A 16,265-nucleotide genomic window follows, 5' to 3' on the forward strand; every position below is an offset into this window, starting at 1 on the left:
CTCCTCGCTCGTTCCTCGCTGCGATGCTCACGCCCCTGTCCGCTCACGGCGCGACCCCCACCAGGGGCAGGCCGGTCGTCTCCGGCAGGCCCAGGGCGAGGTTGGCGCACTGCAGCGCCGCTCCCCCGGTGCCCTTGGTCAGGTTGTCGACCGCGGCGACGACGACCAGCCGGCCGGCGTCCGGGTCGACGGCGACCTGCAGCGCGACGGTGTTGGCGCCGAGCACCTGCGCCGTCGTCGGCCACTGGCCCTCGGGGAGCAGGTGCACGAAGGGCTCGTCGGCGTAGGCCTTGGCGTAGGCGGCCCGGGCGGCGTCGGCGTCCGTGCCCGGCGCGAGCGGCGCGGAGCAGGTGGCGAGGATGCCCCGGCTCATCGGCACCAGCGTCGGGGTGAAGCTGACGCTGACGGGCGCGCCCGCCGCCTGGGACAGGTTCTGGATCATCTCCGGCGTGTGCCGGTGCACCCCGCCGACGCCGTAGGCGCTGACCGAGCCCATGACCTCGCTGCCGAGCAGGTGCGGCTTGGCCGACTTGCCCGCGCCGCTGGTGCCGCTCGCGGCGACCACGACGACGTCCGGCTCGACCAGTCCGGCGGCCAGGGCGGGGGCCAGCGCGAGGGTCACCGACGTCGGGTAGCAGCCGGGGACGGCGATCCGCCGCGCGCCGGCGAGCTGCGCCCGCTGGCCGGGGAGCTCGGGCAGTCCGTACGGCCAGGTGCCGGCGTGCTCGCCGCCGTACCAGCGCGCCCACGCCGCGGGGTCGTTCAGCCGGTGGTCGGCGCCGCAGTCGATGACCAGCACGTCGTCGGGCAGCTGCGCGGCGATCGCGGCGGACTCCCCGTGCGGCAGGGCCAGGACGACGACGTCGTAGCCGGCCAGGTCCTCGGCGGTGCTGGGCCGCACCTCCAGGTCGGCGAAGGGCAGCAGGTGCGGCTGCAGCTCGCCGAGGCGTCGGCCGGCGCTCGAGTTGGCGTGCACCCCGGCCAGGCGCAGGTTCGGGTGCCCGGCCAGCAGCCGGCACACCTCTCCCCCCGCGTACCCGGTGGCGCCGGTGACTCCGACCGTCCACGTCTGCTGGATCACAATGCATGACCATACACAGCCATGCATGACCGTGCACCGTTGGGGCCGAAGTGGCCACAGTGGCCCTGGTGGCCACTTCGGCCGAGGACCCGACCGGCGGCAGCACCCTTCGGGTGATCTGTGTTCGGGATAACGGTCGCGATCAGGACGGGACGCGGTCGAGGAAGCCGAGGACGGTGCGCAGCCGGACGTTCCCGTCGGTCACCGCGACGTCGGAGCCCGCGATCGGCGCCGGCTCGCCGGCCGGGCCGAGCTCCCAGGAGAAGCGGAGCTGGTCGTGGTGGCCGTCGACCGGGCCGGTCAGCCGGAACACGAAGCCCGGGAACTGCCCCTGGACGGCGCCGATGGTCGCGGCGATCTGGTCCCGGCCCGAGGCTTCGACCAGCGGGTCGACGTAGCGGGCGTCGTCGGTCCAGAGCTCGGCGACGGCGCGGCGGCGGGCCTCGGGGTCGGTCTCGTTCCAGGCGGCGATGTAGCGCTCGGCCAGGGCGGGGTAGTCGCTCATGACGGTGTCCTCTCGGTCGGTGCCCCTCCGGTGGGGCGGTGCACCGACCGTGCCGCGCGCAGGGAAGCGGGTCGATTACCTGCGAGGTAAGCGACGTCCGCCCGGCCGGGCCCTACGTTCGGCGGCATGACGGCACCGCCGGTCGGCTCGCTGCTGCGCACCTGGCGGCAGCGGCGCCGCCTCTCCCAGCTCGACCTCTCCAACGAGGCCGGCGTCTCGGCCCGGCACCTGAGCTTCCTCGAGACCGGCCGGGTGCGGCCGAGCCGCGAGATGGTGCTGCACCTCGCCGACTCGCTGGAGGTGCCCCTGCGGGCGCGCAACGAGCTGCTGGTCGCGGCCGGGTTCGCGCCGGTCTACGCCCGCCGCGGGCTGGATGCGCCGGACATGGCCGCCGTCCGGTCGGCGCTGGATCTCGTGCTGGCCGCCTACGAGCCGTTCCCGGCGGTCGTGATCGACCGGGCCTGGCACCTGGTCGCCGCCAACCGCGGCATCGCCCTGCTCACCGACGGCGTGGACCCGCGGCTGCTGGAGCCGCCGGTGAACGTGCTCCGCCTGTCGCTGCACCCGGACGGAATGGCGCCCCGGATCCGCAACCTCGCCCAGTGGCGGGCGCACGTGCTGCACCGGCTGGCCCGGGAGGCGCGGCTCTCCGGCGACCCGGGCCTCGCCGCCCTGCACCGCGAGCTGTCGCTGCTGCCCGGCGGCACCGACCCGCGCCCGCCCGACGGGATCGCGGTGCCGCTGCGGGTCCGCGCCGGGGACGACGACCTGGCGTTCCTCAGCACCGTCACGACGTTCGGGACGGCGGTGGACCTCACCGCCGCCGAGGTGAGCATCGAGGCGTTCCTGCCCGCGGACGAGCGCACCGCCGAGGCCGTGCGCGCGGCCGCCGCTCAGCCCGCGGCGGGGTCGCCCTCGGCGTAGGGCCGCAGCCGCAGCTGCCGCTGGGCGCCCTCGGGCGTCGTCCGCCGCAGCGCGTCCAGGTCGTCGAACCCGGCGTGCACGAACCGGCCGGACCACGCGTCGAGCTCACCGGCGGCGATCGCGGCCACGAAGGCGACGACCCGCTCGGGGTCGGTCCAGTCGGTCCGGCCCTCGTGCATGGACATGGACGTCGACATCGCCGTCCGGACGACGCCCGGCGCGAGGTCGAAGACGCGCACCCCGGTGCCCTCGAGCCCGGCGGCGAGGACCTCGGTCAGCCGCATGAGGCCGGTCTTGCCGACCGAGTACGCCGAGTACAGCCGCCCGCCGCGGGTGGACAGGCCGCTGGCCAGGTCGACCACCCGGCCAGAGCCGCGCTCCACCATCCCGGGGACGACGGCCCGCGCCGGCAGCAGCCCGCCGCGGACGTGGCTCTCGACCACCGCCCACCACTCGTTGGGGTCGGCCTGCCAGACCGGCACCTCCGCGGCGTCCATCAGGCCGGCGTTGTTGACCAGCAGGTCGACCCGGCCGAGCTCGGCGTGCACCCGCGCGACCGCGGCCTCGACCGACGCCCGGTCGGTGACGTCGGCGGCGACGGCGAGTGTGCGCGCCCCGGTGGCCGCGGCGACCTCGTCCATCGCCGCGGTCAGCCGGCCGGCGCCGCGGGCCAGCCCGGCGACGGCCATCCCGCGCGCGGCCAGCCCCTCCGCGAGGTGCCGCCCGATCCCGGTCGACGCGCCGGTGATCAGGGCGACCTGGCCGGCCAGTTCAGGCACGGAGCTCGGCGCCCATTCGCTCGGCGGCCGCCGCCACCGCGGCGTCGCGGACCGCGGTCGCCTCCTCGCTGGTCAGCGTCCGGTCCGGGGCGCGCAGGGTGAGCGCGTAGGCCAGCGACCGCCTGCCGGCCGGCACCGGCGCGCCGGTGTAGACGTCGAAGAGCCGCAGCCCCTCCAGCAGCTCGCCGGCGCCGTCCCGCAGGGCGGCCTCGACCTCGGCGGCCGGCACGTCGTCCCCGACGACCAGCGCCAGGTCGAGCAGCACCGGCGGGAACGCCGAGACCCGCGGGCCGACCGGCACGCGTGTGGGCGGCAGCGCGTCGACGTCGAGCTCCATGACCGACGTGCGCGGCGGCAGCTCGAGCGCGGCGCACACCCGCGGATGCAGCTCCCCGGCGTGCCCGACCACGCGGTCGCCGACGAGCAGCTCGGCGCACCGGCCCGGGTGCCAGGGCGCCCACTCCCCCGCGCGGACGGTGAGCTCCACCCCCGCGGTGGCGGCGACCGTGCGCGCGGCCTCGACCGCGTCCGCCCAGCTCTCCGGGCGGCCCGGACCCCACCAGCCGCGCGGCTCGCGGTTGCCGGTCAGCGCCACGGCCACGTGCCAGGGCTGCGGCGGCACCGCGGCGAGCAGCGCGGCCAGCGTCGCGTCGTCCGGACGGCGGTCGACGCCGGGCACCGGCGCCGGCATGCGCACCCCGCCCAGGAACACCCGGCCGTGCTCGAACAGCGCGATGTCGCGCTGGCCGCGGGCGAGGTTGCGGGCCAGCGTGGCCAGCAGGCCGGGCAGCAGCGTGGTGCGCAGCGCCGGCTCCTCCTCCGACAGCGGGTTGCGGACGAGCACGAGCTCGCGGCGCGGGTCGTCGTCGGGCAGGCCGAGGGCGTCGAGCACCCCCGGGGCGATGAACGGGTAGGCCGGCGCCTCGACGTAGCCGGCCTCGGCGAGGGCGCGGCCGAGGCTGCGCCGGCGGCGCTGGACGTCGGTCAGCCCGCGGCCGGGCGGCGCGGTCGGCAGCACCGACGGCACCTCGTCGTAGCCGGCCAGCCGGACGACCTCCTCCACGAGGTCGGCCGGGTCGGTGAGGTCGGGCCGCCACGACGGCGGGACGACGTCGAGCAGCTCGCCGTCGGCGGTGATCGCGCAGCCCACGGCGTCCAGCAGCTCGACGACCTGGCGGGCGTCGTAGGGCACGCCGGCGATCCGGGCCGGGCGCAGCGGGTCCAGCCGGATGGGCCGCCGCGGCGCGCGGGTGTCGACGTCGACCGGCGCTCCCACCACGCGGGCGCCGCCGTACTCGGCGAGCAGCGCCGCGGCGCGGGCGAGCGCCGCCGTCGTCATCTCGGGGTCGACGCCGCGCTCGAAGCGCTTGGCCGCCTCGCTGGGCAGCCGGTGCCGGCGGGCGGTGCGCGCGACCCCGGTGGGCTCCCAGTGCGCGGCCTCGAGCAGCACGCTGGTCGTCCCGTCACCGATCTCGGTGGAGGCGCCGCCCATGACCGCGGCCAGGCCGATCGGCCCGCTGTCGTCGGTGATCAGCAGGTCGTCGGCGGAGAGCACCCGCGCGACGCCGTCCAGGGTGGTCAGCTTCTCGCCCTCGCGGGCCAGCCGGACGGTGATCGGCCCGCGGACGGCGTCCCGGTCGAAGGCGTGCATCGGCTGGCCGAGCTCGAGCATCACGTAGTTGGTGACGTCGACGGCCAGCGAGATGCTGCGGACGCCGGACTGCGCCAGCCGCCGGCGCATCCACCACGGGCTCGGCGCGGTGGGGTCGAGGCCCTCCAGCGCGATCATCGAGAACCGGTCGCAGCGGTCGGGGTCGGCGACGGAGACCTGCCAGGCGGGCTCCCCCGACCAGTCCGGCGGCGTCACGGCCCCCGGGTCGCGCCAGCCGACCGCCAGGCCGGTGCCCATCTCGCGGGCCAGGCCGCGCATCGCCAGGCAGTAGCCGCGGTCGGGCGTGATCGCCAGCTCGATGACGACGTCGTCCAGGCCGACCAGCGGCGCCGCCGGGGTGCCCGGGGCGGGCGCGTCGTCCCCGAGCACGAGGATCCCGGTGTGGTCCTCGCCGATGCCCAGCTCGCGGACCGAGCAGATCATCCCATCGGAGATCCGGTCGTAGGTCCTCCGCGAGGCGATCTCGAACCCGCCGGGCAGCACCGCGCCGGGCAGCGCGACCACCACGGCGTCGTCCACGGCGAAGTTGCGGGCGCCGCAGACGATGCCCCGGGGCTCGGCCTCGCCGACGTCCACCCGGCAGAACCGGATCGGCTTCTTGAACTCGGTGAGCTCCTCGATCTCCAGCACCCGGCCGACGACGAGCGGGCCGGTGACCGGCTCGGCGCGGTGGATCGCCTCGACCTCGAGGCCGAGCCGGACGAAGGCGGCGTCGAGCTCCTCGACCGTCGTCCCGGCGGGGACGTCGACGTACTCGGCCAGCCAGCCGATCGGGACCCTCACTACTGCTCCACTCCGAATGCCCTCGTGAACCGGATGTCGCCCTCGACGATGTCGCGCATGTCGCCCACGCCCGAGCGGAACTGCAGGGCCCGCTCGATGCCCATGCCGAAGGCGAAGCCGGTGTACTCCTCCGGGTCGATGCCACAGGCGACGAGCACCCGCGGGTTGACCATCCCGCAGCCACCCCACTCGACCCAGCGCGGGCCGTCGCGGTGCTCGGGGAACCACACGTCGAACTCCGCCGACGGCTCGGTGAACGGGAAGTACGACGGCCGCCAGCGGGTGACCGCGTCCGCGCCGAACAGCGCCCGGGCCAGGTGGTCGAGCGTCCCGCGCAGGTGCGCCATGGTCAGCCCGCGGTCCACCGCCAGGCCCTCCACCTGGTGGAACACCGGGGTGTGCGTCGCGTCGAGCTCGTCGGTGCGATAGGTGCGTCCCGGCGCGACGACGTAGATCGGCGGCTGCCGCTCGAGCATCGTGCGCGCCTGCACCGGGCTGGTGTGGGTGCGCAGCACCAGGCCCGAGTCCTCTGGCGCGATGAAGAACGTGTCCATCATCGTGCGGGCCGGGTGGTCGGGCTTCATGTTCAGGGCGTCGAAGTTCAGCCACTCGGCCTCGAGCTCGGGCCCCTCGGCCACCTCGTAGCCCATGCCGACGAAGATGTCGGAGATCCGCTCCATGAGCGTGGTCAGCGGGTGCCGGGCACCGCGCGGGGCGCGGTTCCAGGGCAGCGTGACGTCGACCCGCTCCTCGGCCAGCACCCGCTCGTCGCGCTCGGCCTCCAGCTCGGCCCGCCGCTGCTCGTACGCCTCGGTGACCGCGGTGCGCGCGGCGTTGACCCGCTTCCCCGCGTCGGCGCGGGCGGCCGGCGGCAGCGCGCCGAGCTCGCGGCGGGCCAGCAGCACCGGCGCGCGGTCGCCGAGGTGCGCGGGGCGGACGGCGGCGAGCTGCTCGAGGCCGTCCGCCTCCTTGAACGCCTCGAGGGCCGCCTGCACCGCGGCGTCGAGGGCCTCGGGTGAGAGGGCCGCGACCTGCTTGGGGTCGTAGGGATCGTTGGCGCCGGACACGGGAGGCCATTCTGCCCGTCGGCCTCCCGCGGCCGCCGCCGGGTTTCCGGCCGCATCGGCGCCCGGTGCTAGAACGGGGGCAGGGCGGCCGTGGGTGCGCCGGACGAGGAGGACGGCGTGGCGGTGCTGCTCGCGCTGCTCTCGGCGCTCGTCTACGGCACCGCCGACTTCTGCGGCGGCCTGGCCACCCGGCGCGCCCCCGCGCAGGTCGTCGTCCTCGTGTCGCAGGCCGCCGGCCTGGTCCTGCTCCTCCTGCTGCTCCCCTGGCTCGGCGGCGCGGCGCGGCCGGCCGACTTCGCCTGGGCCGCGGCCGCCGGCGTGGCCGGCATGGTCGGCCTCCTGCTCTTCTACCGCGCCCTGGCGGGCGGCGTGATGAGCGTCGTGGCACCGGTGACGGCGCTGTGCGCGGCGGCGGTGCCGGTGCTGGTCGGCGTCGTCCTCGGCGAGCGGGTCGGCGTCCTCGCCGCGATCGGCATCGCGCTGGCGCTGGTCGCGGTGGTGCTGGTGTCGGCCGAGGAGGGGCTGTCCTCGCTGCGGCGGCTGCGCCTCGCCGGGCTGGGCACGCCGCTCGCGGCGGGTGTGGGCTTCGGCCTGTTCTTCGCGCTGCTCGACCAGACGCGGCCGGAGTCCGGGCTCACCCCGCTGCTGGCCACCCGCGGCATCGCCGTCGTCCTGCTGGCCGCCGCCGCGCTCGCCGGCCGCCGCTCGCTGCGCGTCCCGCGGCCGGTGCTGCTGCCCACGTTGCTCGGCGGGGCGCTGGACGTCACCGCGAACGCGCTGTTCCTCCTGGCCAGCCAGCAGCCGGGCCAGCTCGCCGTCGTGGGCGTGCTCGCCTCGCTGTACCCGGTGAGCACCGTCGTCCTCGCCCAGGTGGTGCTGCGCGAGCGGCTGGTCCCGGCGCAGGCGGCGGGGCTCGGCGCCGCCGCGCTCGCGGTCGCCCTCATCACGCTCTAGGACCGGCGCGGGCCGATCCCGCCGCTCCCCGAAGCAACGCCCGGCGACGTGCTCTTGCGGTGTTGTGCACGCTCTGGCGCCACTGCATGACCGCAGGCGTGCGCACAACGCCGCACGAACTGATCCGTCGGAGCCGGGCCGTGGCCCTCATCACCCTGTGAGGCCCCTCGTTCGGGTCAGCCTCGCGGGGCTCGGCTGGCGGACCGCGCGGGCGGCGACGATGTCCCCCGGGTGGAGCGGCACAGCACGGAGAGCACCCTGGACGACGCCCTGGCCCCGGGCGGGGTGCGCAGCGTCTTCCAGCCCATCGTCGAGCTCGACACCGGCCGGGTGGTGGCCTACGAGGCCCTGGCCCGCGGGCCGGTCGGGCCGCTCGAGCGGCCGGACGCCCTGTTCGCCGCCGCCCGCGCCGCGGACCGCCTCGCGGAGACCGACGCCGCCTGCCGGGCCGCCGCGTTCCGCGGCGCCGTCGAGGCCGGGCTGCTCGCGCCGCTGACGGTCTTCGTCAACGTCGAGCCGGAGGTCCTCGACAGCGCGCCGCTGGGCGAGCTGCTGGCGATCGCCGAGGCCGCCCCGGGCGAACTGCGGGTGGTCCTCGAGATCACCGAGCGGGCGCTGGCCGCGCGGCCGGCCGAGCTGCTGCGGACGGTGGAGCGGGTGCGCGGCGCCGGCTGGCGCGTGGCGGTGGACGACGTCGGCGCCGAGGCGATGTCCCTGGCGTTCCTCCCCCTGCTGCGGCCTGACGTCGTCAAGCTCGACCTGCGCCTGGTCCAGGAGCGGCCCGGCCCGGCGATCGCCGGGATCATGAACGCGGTCAACGCCCACGCCGAGCGCACCGGCGCCGCGGTGCTGGCCGAGGGCATCGAGACCGAGGAGCACCTCGCGATGGCCCGCGCGCTCGGCGCGACCCTCGGCCAGGGCTGGCTGTTCGGCCGCCCCGGCCCCGGCGCGGTGCCCGGCCGCCCGACGGGCACGCTGGCCCTGCCCGGGGCGTCGGCCGCGCCCGAGGACGTCGACCGCTCGCCGTTCGCCTGCCTGCCCGGCACCGTCGCGCTGCGGCGGGCGCCGAAGGCCCTGCTGATCGAGCTGTCCAAGCAGCTGGAGCGCGAGGCGCTGCGGCTCGGCGACACCTGCGTCGTCGCGGCCGCCTTCCAGGAGGCCCGGCACGTCACGCCCGCGACCGCGCGGCGCTACCGCGACCTGGTCGAGCGCACGGCGTTCGTCTGCGCGCTCGGCGAGGACCTGCCGGTCGAGCCGCTGCCCGGCGTCCGCGGCGCCGCCCTGCGGGCCGACGACCCGGTGCGCGGCGAGTGGGACGTCGTCGTCCTCGCCCCGCACTTCTCGGCGGCGCTGCTGGCCCGCGACCTGGGCGACGACGGCCCGGACCTGCAGCGGACCTTCGAGTACGCCGTCACCTACGAGCGCGACACCGTCGTCCGGGCGGCGACGGCGCTGCTGTCGCGGGTCGCCCCCGCCGCGGCAGGAACACTGCCGGCCCGCGCGCCCTCCGCGAGCTCCCGGCGCGACCCGCTGCTGGAGCGTGCCCTCACCGCCGAGCGGGAGCTGCGGGCCGAGCGCGACCGCAGCCGGGGCTACCTCGCCCGGATCGAGGAGCTGGCGGGCAGCGACCCGGTGACCGGGCTGCCGGGCCGCGAGCAGCTGGCCGAGCAGGTGGAGACGGCGCTGTGGTCGGCCCGCGCGGGCGACGACGGGCTGGCGCTGCTGCTGATCGATGTGGACGGCGTGCTGTCGGCCACGGGCATGTGGGGCCACGACGCCGGCGAGGAGCTGCTGAGCACGGTCGCCGAGCGGCTGCGCGGCGCGCTGCGCCGGGGGGATCTGCTGGGCCGGCTCGGCGGCCACGAGTTCCTCGTCGCGCTGCGCGACCTGGATCCGGGGACCGCCGCGGTGCAGGCGCGGCGCATCGCCGGCGAGCTGCTCGACCTCGTGCGTCGGCCGGTGAGGCTGCGCTCTGCGGAGATCCCCGTCGGAGCGCGGGTCGGGGTCGGGGTGTTCCCCGCCGACGGCCCGGACTTCGCCGACCTGCTGCGGGCCGCGTCGCTCAACCGGCACGAGCGCACGCCGGCCTGAGACCGTCCCGCGGCGCGGGTGGAGCCGGAGCTCGGTCGGATCGCTCAGGCGGTCCGCCGCGGGGGCAGCAGCGCACCGAGGCCGCCGTGGGCGAGGTCGGTGAGCTGGTCGACCAGGTCCGTCGCCGGCACCGGGCGCGTGCCCGACCACCAGTGCGCGGTCAGCTGCACCATGCCGACCACCCCGTAGGCCCAGGTCATCGCGGGGGCCGGGGCGCGGCCCGCCTCGGTCAGCCGCTGGCTCATGAGCACCCCGAGCGCCTCGGCGATCTCCCGCTCGGTGGCCGCGACGAGGTCCCGCCGCCCGGTGCGCCCCGCGTGGGCGTAGGCGAAGCGGTAGAGCGCCGGCTCGTCCTCGATCAGGGCGACGAACGCGGCGATGACCGCGCGCAGCCGGTCACGGTCGTCGGACCGGTCGACGCCCAGCTCCCCGAGCAGCCGCGGGAGCAGCACCGCGGTGGAGATGCGCTCCAGGACGGCGTCGATGAGCTCGTCCTTGTCGCTGAAGTACCGGTAGATGACCGTCTTGGACACCCGCGCCTCGCGGGCGACGTCGTCGACGGCGAAGTCGGGACCGGCCCGGCGCACCGCCTCGACGGCCGCGCCGACCAGCTCCTCCCGGCGGGCCCGCCGGTGCTCGGTCCACCGTGCACGGCGCCCGTCCGGCGCGGCGGCCTCCCGGCGGACCGGGACGCCTCGGTCAGCGACGGTTTGCATGTGTTCCACGGTAACAGCTACCTTTCGTTACAGGTTCTGCCGTCGTCCCCCCGAGGAGTGCTGCCGATGACCTCCACCCTGTCGCAGCCCGGTACCCATCCGACGGCGAAACGCCCCGTCGACCGGCAGGAGATCTCCGCCCGCCTGCTCGGCTCGGCGGCGAAGAAGTCGTACGACCCGGCCGTCGACATCGACTGGAGCGCACCGATCCCGGCCGACCGCTACGGCCTGTCACCGGAGTGGTCGACGCTGTACGGGACGCCGCTGTGGGACCGGCTCTCCGAGGAGCAGCGGGTCACGCTGACCATCCACGAGTACTGCTCGATCTCCGGCGTCGGCATCTGGTTCGAGCACCTGCTCATGCAGCTCGTGCTGCGCGACATCTACGGCGACGACCCGGCCCAGCCGCACGTGCAGTGGGCGCTGACCGAGATCGCCGACGAGTGCCGGCACTCGGTCATGTTCGCCCGGACGGCGCAGACGTTCGGCGCGCCGTCCTACCAGCCGCCGCCGGCCATCCTGAGGCTCGGCAGGGCCTACGCCGCCACGGCCGACGGGCCGGCCGCCTACGCGGCGATCCTCGTGGTCGAGGAGATCCTGGACATCTTCCAGCGTGAGCTCATGAGGGACGAGCGGGTGCAGCCGCTCACCCGCGCCACCAGCCGGATCCATGTGGTCGAGGAGGCGCGGCACATGCGCTTCGCCCGCGAGGAGATCGCACGACGGACGCCGGAGCTGTCGGGCTGGCAGCGGCGCAAGCACCGGACGCTGGTCGCGTCGGTGGCGGCGATCGCCGTCGACAACCTGGTCCAGCCCGGCGTCTACGCGGCCGTCGGCCTCGACCCGCGGGAGGCGCGGGCGGCGGCACGGGCCCACGAGCACCACGCCGCGAAGCTCCGGACGGCGGCGGCCGGGCTGGTGTCGTTCCTCCGCGAGGTCGGCCTGATCGGCGGCCCCTCCGAGCGCCTCTGGAAGCGCGCGCGCCTCCTCTAGCGTCCGTCTCCGGGCTTTCGGTACAGAAGGCCCGGGCTCAGCCTTGGGCGAGCTGCGTGGCGTAGAGGCAGATCGCGGCGGCCGCGGCAAGGTTGAGGCTCTCGGCCCGGCCGCGCATCGGGATCCGCACGCGCGCGTCCGCGGCGGCCGCCAGCGAGGCCGGCACCCCGCGGGCCTCGTTGCCGAACAGCCACAGCACCGGCCCGGCCAGGACGACGCCCAGCTCGTCGAGGGACGCCTCCCCCCCGCCGTCGGCGGCCAGCACGGTCACGCCGGCGTCCCGCAGCCGGCCGACCAGCGGCTCGAGCGGGGCCGAGCGGACGACGTCGACGTGGAACAGGCTGCCGGCGCTGGCCCGCACCGCCTTGCCGCCGTAGGGGTCGGTGGAGCCGGCGCCGAACACCACCGCGCCGGCGCCGCAGGCGTCCGCCGTCCGCAGCACCGTGCCGGCGTTGCCGGGGTCGCCCGCCTCGGCGAGCGCGACCGCCAGCCGGGGCGGGGACGCGACGACCTGCTCGGCGGGGACGTCGCGCAGCGCGCAGACGGCGACCAGGCCCTGCGGGGTGACCGTCTCCGACAGGCCGGCCGCCGCCTTGTCCGTGACCAGGCGGACCGGCACTCGTGAGCCGTCCAGCAGGTCGGCCGACGCCTCGGCGGCGGCGGGCGTGGCGAGGACCTCCCGCACGGACGCCGGGTCGGCCAGGGCCTCGCGCACCGCCTGGCGGCCCTCGGCCAGGAACGCCCCGGCGGCGTCGCGGCCCGCGCGGCGGGTCAGCTTGCGCGCGGCGACGATGCGGGCCGAGCGCTCGGTCAGCAGCTCCACGGACGTGTGCCCCTCGCGCACGAAAGTCCCCCTCCGAGGCTCCGGAGGGGGACTTTCCTGCGCGAACGGCCGGCTCAGGCGGCCTGACCGCCGGCCGGCGCGGCGGCGACGGCGGCGCGGGCGGTCTCGACCAGCGCGGCGAACGTCGCGGGCTCGTTGACCGCGAGCTCGGCGAGCACGCGGCGGTCGAGCTCGATGCCGGCCAGCTTCAGGCCCTGCATGAACCGGTTGTAGGTCATGTCGTTCTGGCGGGCCGCGGCGTTGATCCGGGTGATCCACAGCTTGCGGAAGTCGCCCTTGCGGACCTTGCGGTCGCGGTAGGCGTAGGTCGCCGAGTGGAGCAGCTGCTCCTTGGCCTTGCGGTAGAGCCGGGACCGCTGACCGCGGTAGCCGCTGGCGGCCTCGAGGGTCGTCCGGCGCTTCTTCTGGGCGTTGACCGCCCGCTTCACGCGTGCCACGTGAGCTCCTTCTTCTCGTTACGGGAGGGCGGTCAGATGCCCAGCAGCTTCTTGAGGCTCTTGGTGTCGGCGGGCGAGAGCACCTGGTCCTGGTCGAGCCGGCGCTTGCGGGTCGAGGACTTGTGCTCGAACTTGTGCTGGTTGTTGGCCTGCTCGCGCATGAGCTTGCCCGTGCCGGTGACGCGCACGCGCTTGGCCGTGCCCTTGTGGGTCTTCTGCTTCGGCATGTCCTCTTCGTCCTGTTCGTCGTCTGTCGGGACCGGGCGGCAGCGTGCAGCTGCCGCACGGCACCGCCTCGGTGCTGCGGTGTGCGGCCCTCTCGCAGGGGCCCGCCGCGAGCGCGTAAGCGGTGGGGGGCGAGAGGGTCCTTTCTCAGGCGCCGGGCGCCTGCTCCTGGCTCGCCGCCTGCTCGCCCTTCCCCTGCCGGCGGCCGCCCTGCTGGGCCTGCGCCTGGGCGTTCCGGTGCGGGGCGATCACCATGACCATGTTCCGGCCGTCCTGCTTCGGGTTGGACTCGACGACGCCGAGCTCGGCGACGTCGGCGGCCAGCCGCTGCAGCAGCCGGTAGCCCATCTCGGGCCGCGACTGCTCACGACCGCGGAACATCACGGTGATCTTGACCTTGTCGCCGCTCTTGAGGAAGCGCTCGACGTGGCCCTTCTTGGTCTCGTAGTCGTGCGGGTCGATCTTCAGGCGCAGCCGCATCTCCTTGATGACGGTGAGCGCCTGGTTCCGCCGGGCCTCGCGGGCCTTCTGGGCGGACTCGTACTTGAACTTCCCGTAGTCCATGAGCCTGACGACGGGCGGCCGGGCCATGGGCGCGACCTCGACGAGGTCGAGCTCGGAGTCCTGGGCCAGGCGCAGCGCCTCGCCGATCGGCACGATGCCGACCTGCTCACCGTCCGGTCCGACCAGGCGGACCTCGGGGACGCGGATACGGTCGTTGATGCGGGGCTCGGTGATGGCCTCTCCTCTGCTGCTGCATGGTGAGGAGTCGCTGCCCGACCGGGCGCCGGAACGACAAAGGCCCCGCGAGCGATGTGCTCGCAGGGCCCACTCGCCGGCACGGCACGGGCGACGGCCCGTGCGCGACGCGGGACCGGCGTGCGCCGGTTCCGCGATCCGGGGACCTGGACGTCGCGGGCGACGCCAGGTGGGAGCGGGCTCCTCTTGGTCAGCGGCCCGGGGGCCGCCGGTGGTTCGCGCGCCTCGGTGTAGCGGGGAGGCGCGCCCATGCTACAGCGCCGCGTCCACCCCGGTCATTCCCGGTGCTCCGGCGCGGATCCGGCGCCGGTCCGGCTCGCCGTCAGCAGCGCCCGCAGCCCCTCGACCGCGGCCACCGCCCGCTCCTTGTCGACCGCCTGCACGGCGAGGAGGGCGATCTCCTCGCCGCCCTGGAGCTCCAGCGTCGCCCACGCCGACGTCCGCTCGAGGCGGACGGCGCGCACCGCCGTCCACGGCAGGGTGTGCGTGCCGAGGATGTTGCGGACGCGCACACCGGCCGCGTCGGCGTCCACCCGTGCCCACCCCAGCAGCAGGATCCCGCCGGCGAGCAGCACGCCCAGCCCCCCGATGGCGACCTGGTCGGCGACGCCGAACCGCACCACGCCGACCGAGGACTCCGGCAGCGTCAGCGCGGCGACGATCATCGCCGCCAGGACGACCGCCGCGACCGCGGCGCAGATCTGCCGCATCCGGCGGGGCACGGCCGTGACGGGGCGGACGGCGGACGGCACGCCCCCCATGCTGCCAGCCGCCACGGGGACGGCTGGCAGAGTGCCGGTCGTGGAGATCACCGGAACCGCGCAGCACGAAGCCTGGCCGGCCCGGGCGCTACCCCCGGTCGAGCGGCTGGCCGCGGACCTCTGGTCGGTCCCGGTGCCGATCCCGCACGGCGGGCTGCGCTACGTGAGCGTCTACGTCCTCGGGCTCGACGGCGGCGGGCTGGGCCTGGTCGACACCGGCTGGGGCAGCGACGCGGCCTGGACGGCGCTGACCGCAGGGCTTTCCGAGATCGGCGGCTCGGTCGCCGACGTGCGCGGCGTGCTCGTCACCCACCTGCACTTCGACCACCTCGGCCTGGCCGGCCGGGTGCGGGAGACCTCCGGCGCCTGGGTGGCGATGCACCCGGCGGACGCAGGGATCATCGGGTCCCCCGTGCACCGCGACCCCGAGGCGTCGGTCGCCGCCGAGGTGGCCTTCCTGGTGTCGCTCGGCGCCGATCCCGGCGAGGCGGCCGAGGACGTCGGTCCGCCGGCGCACCACGCCCCGTTCTCCGGCATGGCCCGGCCGGACCGGCTCCTCGAGGACGGCGACCTGGCCGACCTGCCGGGGTGGCGGATGCGCGCCGTCCACACCCCCGGGCACACGCCGGGCCACCTCTGCTTCGCCGAGGAGCGCACCGGCCTGCTGTTCTCCGGCGACCACGTGCTGCCGCGGATCAGCCCGAACATCTCGACCACGCACGACGGCCTCGCCGACCCGCTGCGCGACTACCTCACCTCGCTGGCCGGGATCGCCGAGCGGGGCGAGCCGGCCGAGGTGCTGCCCGCCCACGAGTGGCGCTTCCGCGGGCTGGCCGAGCGCACCGGGCAGCTGGCCGCGCACCACGAGCACCGGCTGGCCGAGCTGCTCGCCGCGGTGCGGGCGCACCCGGGCAGCACGCCGTGGCAGCTCGCCGCCCACCTCACCTGGTCGCGGCCGTGGGAGCAGTACGAGCGGCGGATGCGGATCTTCGCCGTCACCGAGACCGACGCCCACCTGCGGCTGCTGGCCAGCCGGGGACAGGTGGTCACCAGCGGCGGCGCCGTCCCCACCTGGGTCGCCGCCGTCCGATGACGTCCCTCGCGGCCCTGGCCGACCGGCTGCGGGTCGCGCCGCCCAGGCTGGGGCCGGTGCGGCTGGTCTGCATCGACGGGCCGGCCGGCGCGGGCAAGACCACCTTCGCCGGGCGGCTGGCCGACGTGCTCGGTCCCGCCGCCGGGCTGGTGCACATGGACGACCTCTTCGCCGGCTGGACGCTGACCGGCGCCGCCGCGCGGCTGGCCGCCGGCGTGCTGCGCCCGCTCGCCGACGGCCGGCCCGGCGGCTACCACCGCTTCGACTGGGCGGCCGGCCGGTTCGCCGCGACTCTGACCGCCGTGCCGGTGCCGGAGGTGCTGGTCGTCGAGGGCTGCGGCTCGTGCGCGGCCGCGCTGGACCCGTTCACCACCCTCCGCGTCTGGGTGGAGGCCCCGCAGGCGCTGCGCCTCGCTAGGGGCCTGGACCGCGACGGGCAGCACTACGCCGAGCACTGGCGGCGCTGGCAGGCGATGGAGGCCGCGTACTTCGCCGCCGAGCGCACCCGGGAGCGGGCCGACGTCCTCGTCGACGGCACCGACGGCGGGCCGGCGCCGCCGACCTGACCTGCCCTCCGGCGT

Annotated in this window: 17 protein-coding genes; 6 read left to right on the forward strand and 11 right to left on the reverse strand. The window is 76.1% G+C overall.

Going from position 1 to position 16,265, the window contains the following annotated elements; genetic code table 11:
• Window positions 1-43 precede the first annotated feature (43 nt).
• Both argC and ACWIYF_RS14760 read right to left on the reverse strand, forming a co-directional pair.
• Window positions 44-1,081 (reverse strand): N-acetyl-gamma-glutamyl-phosphate reductase, encoded by a 1,038-nt coding sequence (gene argC / locus ACWIYF_RS14755; RefSeq protein WP_448623577.1) that lies wholly within the window; start codon window positions 1,079-1,081, stop codon window positions 44-46.
• A 142-nt stretch (window positions 1,082-1,223) separates the two neighbouring features.
• A complete protein-coding gene (locus tag ACWIYF_RS14760) occupies window positions 1,224-1,586 on the reverse strand; it encodes a nuclear transport factor 2 family protein (protein WP_448623578.1) in 363 nt (120 codons plus the stop codon).
• Between the two features lie 126 nt (window positions 1,587-1,712).
• Here ACWIYF_RS14760 and ACWIYF_RS14765 point away from each other — a divergent pair, with 126 nt between their 5' ends.
• Complete coding sequence (locus ACWIYF_RS14765) at window positions 1,713-2,510, forward strand: helix-turn-helix domain-containing protein (RefSeq protein WP_448623579.1); 798 nt, start codon at window positions 1,713-1,715, stop codon at window positions 2,508-2,510.
• Here ACWIYF_RS14765 and ACWIYF_RS14770 read toward each other — a convergent pair.
• From ACWIYF_RS14770 to pheS, 3 genes are read right to left on the reverse strand one after another with little or no spacing between them, the layout of a single operon-like run.
• Window positions 2,480-3,289 carry an SDR family oxidoreductase gene (locus ACWIYF_RS14770; RefSeq protein ID WP_448623580.1) on the reverse strand — a complete coding sequence of 270 codons (810 nt, stop codon included), beginning with the start codon at window positions 3,287-3,289 and terminating at the stop codon, window positions 2,480-2,482. The two genes, ACWIYF_RS14765 and ACWIYF_RS14770, sit on opposite strands and share 31 nt — an antisense overlap.
• Window positions 3,282-5,744: a phenylalanine--tRNA ligase subunit beta gene (pheT, locus tag ACWIYF_RS14775; RefSeq protein ID WP_448623581.1), complete on the reverse strand. Its 2,463-nt coding sequence runs from the start codon at window positions 5,742-5,744 to the stop codon at window positions 3,282-3,284. Before pheT ends, ACWIYF_RS14770 begins: the two co-directional genes overlap by 8 nt.
• Window positions 5,744-6,811 carry a phenylalanine--tRNA ligase subunit alpha gene (gene pheS, locus ACWIYF_RS14780; RefSeq protein ID WP_448623582.1) on the reverse strand — a complete coding sequence of 356 codons (1,068 nt, stop codon included), beginning with the start codon at window positions 6,809-6,811 and terminating at the stop codon, window positions 5,744-5,746. Before pheS ends, pheT begins: the two co-directional genes overlap by 1 nt.
• Window positions 6,812-6,901: 90 nt before the next feature.
• Between pheS and ACWIYF_RS14785 the strand changes: the two genes are divergently transcribed.
• Both ACWIYF_RS14785 and ACWIYF_RS14790 read left to right on the forward strand, forming a co-directional pair.
• Window positions 6,902-7,765: an EamA family transporter gene (locus ACWIYF_RS14785; RefSeq protein WP_448623583.1), complete on the forward strand. Its 864-nt coding sequence runs from the start codon at window positions 6,902-6,904 to the stop codon at window positions 7,763-7,765.
• A gap of 231 nt (window positions 7,766-7,996) precedes the next feature.
• On the forward strand, window positions 7,997-9,856 hold the full coding sequence (locus ACWIYF_RS14790; protein ID WP_448623584.1) for an EAL domain-containing protein: 1,860 nt from the start codon (window positions 7,997-7,999) through the stop codon (window positions 9,854-9,856).
• 44 nt (window positions 9,857-9,900) lie between these two features.
• On the opposite strand, the gene ACWIYF_RS14795 is transcribed toward ACWIYF_RS14790, so the two are convergent.
• On the reverse strand, window positions 9,901-10,572 hold the full coding sequence (locus ACWIYF_RS14795) for a TetR/AcrR family transcriptional regulator (RefSeq protein WP_448623585.1): 672 nt from the start codon (window positions 10,570-10,572) through the stop codon (window positions 9,901-9,903).
• 66 nt (window positions 10,573-10,638) lie between these two features.
• On the opposite strand from ACWIYF_RS14795, the gene ACWIYF_RS14800 reads away from it, so the two are divergent.
• On the forward strand, window positions 10,639-11,565 hold the full coding sequence (locus tag ACWIYF_RS14800) for an AurF N-oxygenase family protein (protein ID WP_448623586.1): 927 nt from the start codon (window positions 10,639-10,641) through the stop codon (window positions 11,563-11,565).
• 37 nt (window positions 11,566-11,602) lie between these two features.
• On the opposite strand, the gene ACWIYF_RS14805 is transcribed toward ACWIYF_RS14800, so the two are convergent.
• From ACWIYF_RS14805 to ACWIYF_RS14825, 5 genes are all read right to left on the reverse strand, one after another.
• Complete coding sequence (locus ACWIYF_RS14805) at window positions 11,603-12,409, reverse strand: TrmH family RNA methyltransferase (RefSeq protein WP_448623587.1); 807 nt, start codon at window positions 12,407-12,409, stop codon at window positions 11,603-11,605.
• Window positions 12,410-12,462: 53 nt separating this feature from the next.
• Window positions 12,463-12,846, reverse strand: a complete 384-nt coding sequence (rplT, locus tag ACWIYF_RS14810) for a 50S ribosomal protein L20 (RefSeq protein WP_448623588.1) — start codon at window positions 12,844-12,846, stop codon at window positions 12,463-12,465.
• Between the two features lie 32 nt (window positions 12,847-12,878).
• Window positions 12,879-13,073: a 50S ribosomal protein L35 gene (gene rpmI / locus ACWIYF_RS14815; protein ID WP_448623589.1), complete on the reverse strand. Its 195-nt coding sequence runs from the start codon at window positions 13,071-13,073 to the stop codon at window positions 12,879-12,881.
• 145 nt (window positions 13,074-13,218) lie between these two features.
• Window positions 13,219-13,809 carry a translation initiation factor IF-3 gene (gene infC / locus ACWIYF_RS14820; protein WP_448628758.1) on the reverse strand — a complete coding sequence of 197 codons (591 nt, stop codon included), beginning with the start codon at window positions 13,807-13,809 and terminating at the stop codon, window positions 13,219-13,221.
• 296 nt (window positions 13,810-14,105) lie between these two features.
• Window positions 14,106-14,591 carry a PH domain-containing protein gene (locus ACWIYF_RS14825; RefSeq protein ID WP_448623590.1) on the reverse strand — a complete coding sequence of 162 codons (486 nt, stop codon included), beginning with the start codon at window positions 14,589-14,591 and terminating at the stop codon, window positions 14,106-14,108.
• Window positions 14,592-14,631: 40 nt separating this feature from the next.
• Between ACWIYF_RS14825 and ACWIYF_RS14830 the strand changes: the two genes are divergently transcribed.
• Together ACWIYF_RS14830 and ACWIYF_RS14835 are read left to right on the forward strand one after the other, a co-directional pair.
• Entirely contained in the window at window positions 14,632-15,684 is a 1,053-nt protein-coding gene (locus ACWIYF_RS14830; RefSeq protein ID WP_448623591.1) for an MBL fold metallo-hydrolase, read from the forward strand.
• Window positions 15,681-16,250 (forward strand): uridine kinase family protein, encoded by a 570-nt coding sequence (locus ACWIYF_RS14835; protein WP_448623592.1) that lies wholly within the window; start codon window positions 15,681-15,683, stop codon window positions 16,248-16,250. The genes ACWIYF_RS14830 and ACWIYF_RS14835 overlap by 4 nt, the downstream gene beginning before the upstream one ends.
• The last annotated feature ends 15 nt before the right edge of the window (window positions 16,251-16,265 follow it).

This window comes from Geodermatophilus sp. URMC 64, assembly GCF_053502555.1.

Excerpts from the sequence above, each read along its gene's own strand:
- ACWIYF_RS14760 (WP_448623578.1), bottom strand. The coding sequence starts at position 1,586 with ATGAGCGACTACCCCGCCCTGGCCGAGCGCTACATCGCCGCCTGGAAC.
- ACWIYF_RS14765 (WP_448623579.1), top strand. The coding sequence starts at position 1,713 with ATGACGGCACCGCCGGTCGGCTCGCTGCTGCGCACCTGGCGGCAGCGG.
- ACWIYF_RS14795 (WP_448623585.1), bottom strand. The coding sequence starts at position 10,572 with ATGCAAACCGTCGCTGACCGAGGCGTCCCGGTCCGCCGGGAGGCCGCC.
- ACWIYF_RS14800 (WP_448623586.1), top strand. The coding sequence starts at position 10,639 with ATGACCTCCACCCTGTCGCAGCCCGGTACCCATCCGACGGCGAAACGC.
- rpmI (WP_448623589.1), bottom strand. The coding sequence starts at position 13,073 with ATGCCGAAGCAGAAGACCCACAAGGGCACGGCCAAGCGCGTGCGCGTC.
- ACWIYF_RS14825 (WP_448623590.1), bottom strand. The coding sequence starts at position 14,591 with ATGGGGGGCGTGCCGTCCGCCGTCCGCCCCGTCACGGCCGTGCCCCGC.
- ACWIYF_RS14835 (WP_448623592.1), top strand. The coding sequence starts at position 15,681 with ATGACGTCCCTCGCGGCCCTGGCCGACCGGCTGCGGGTCGCGCCGCCC.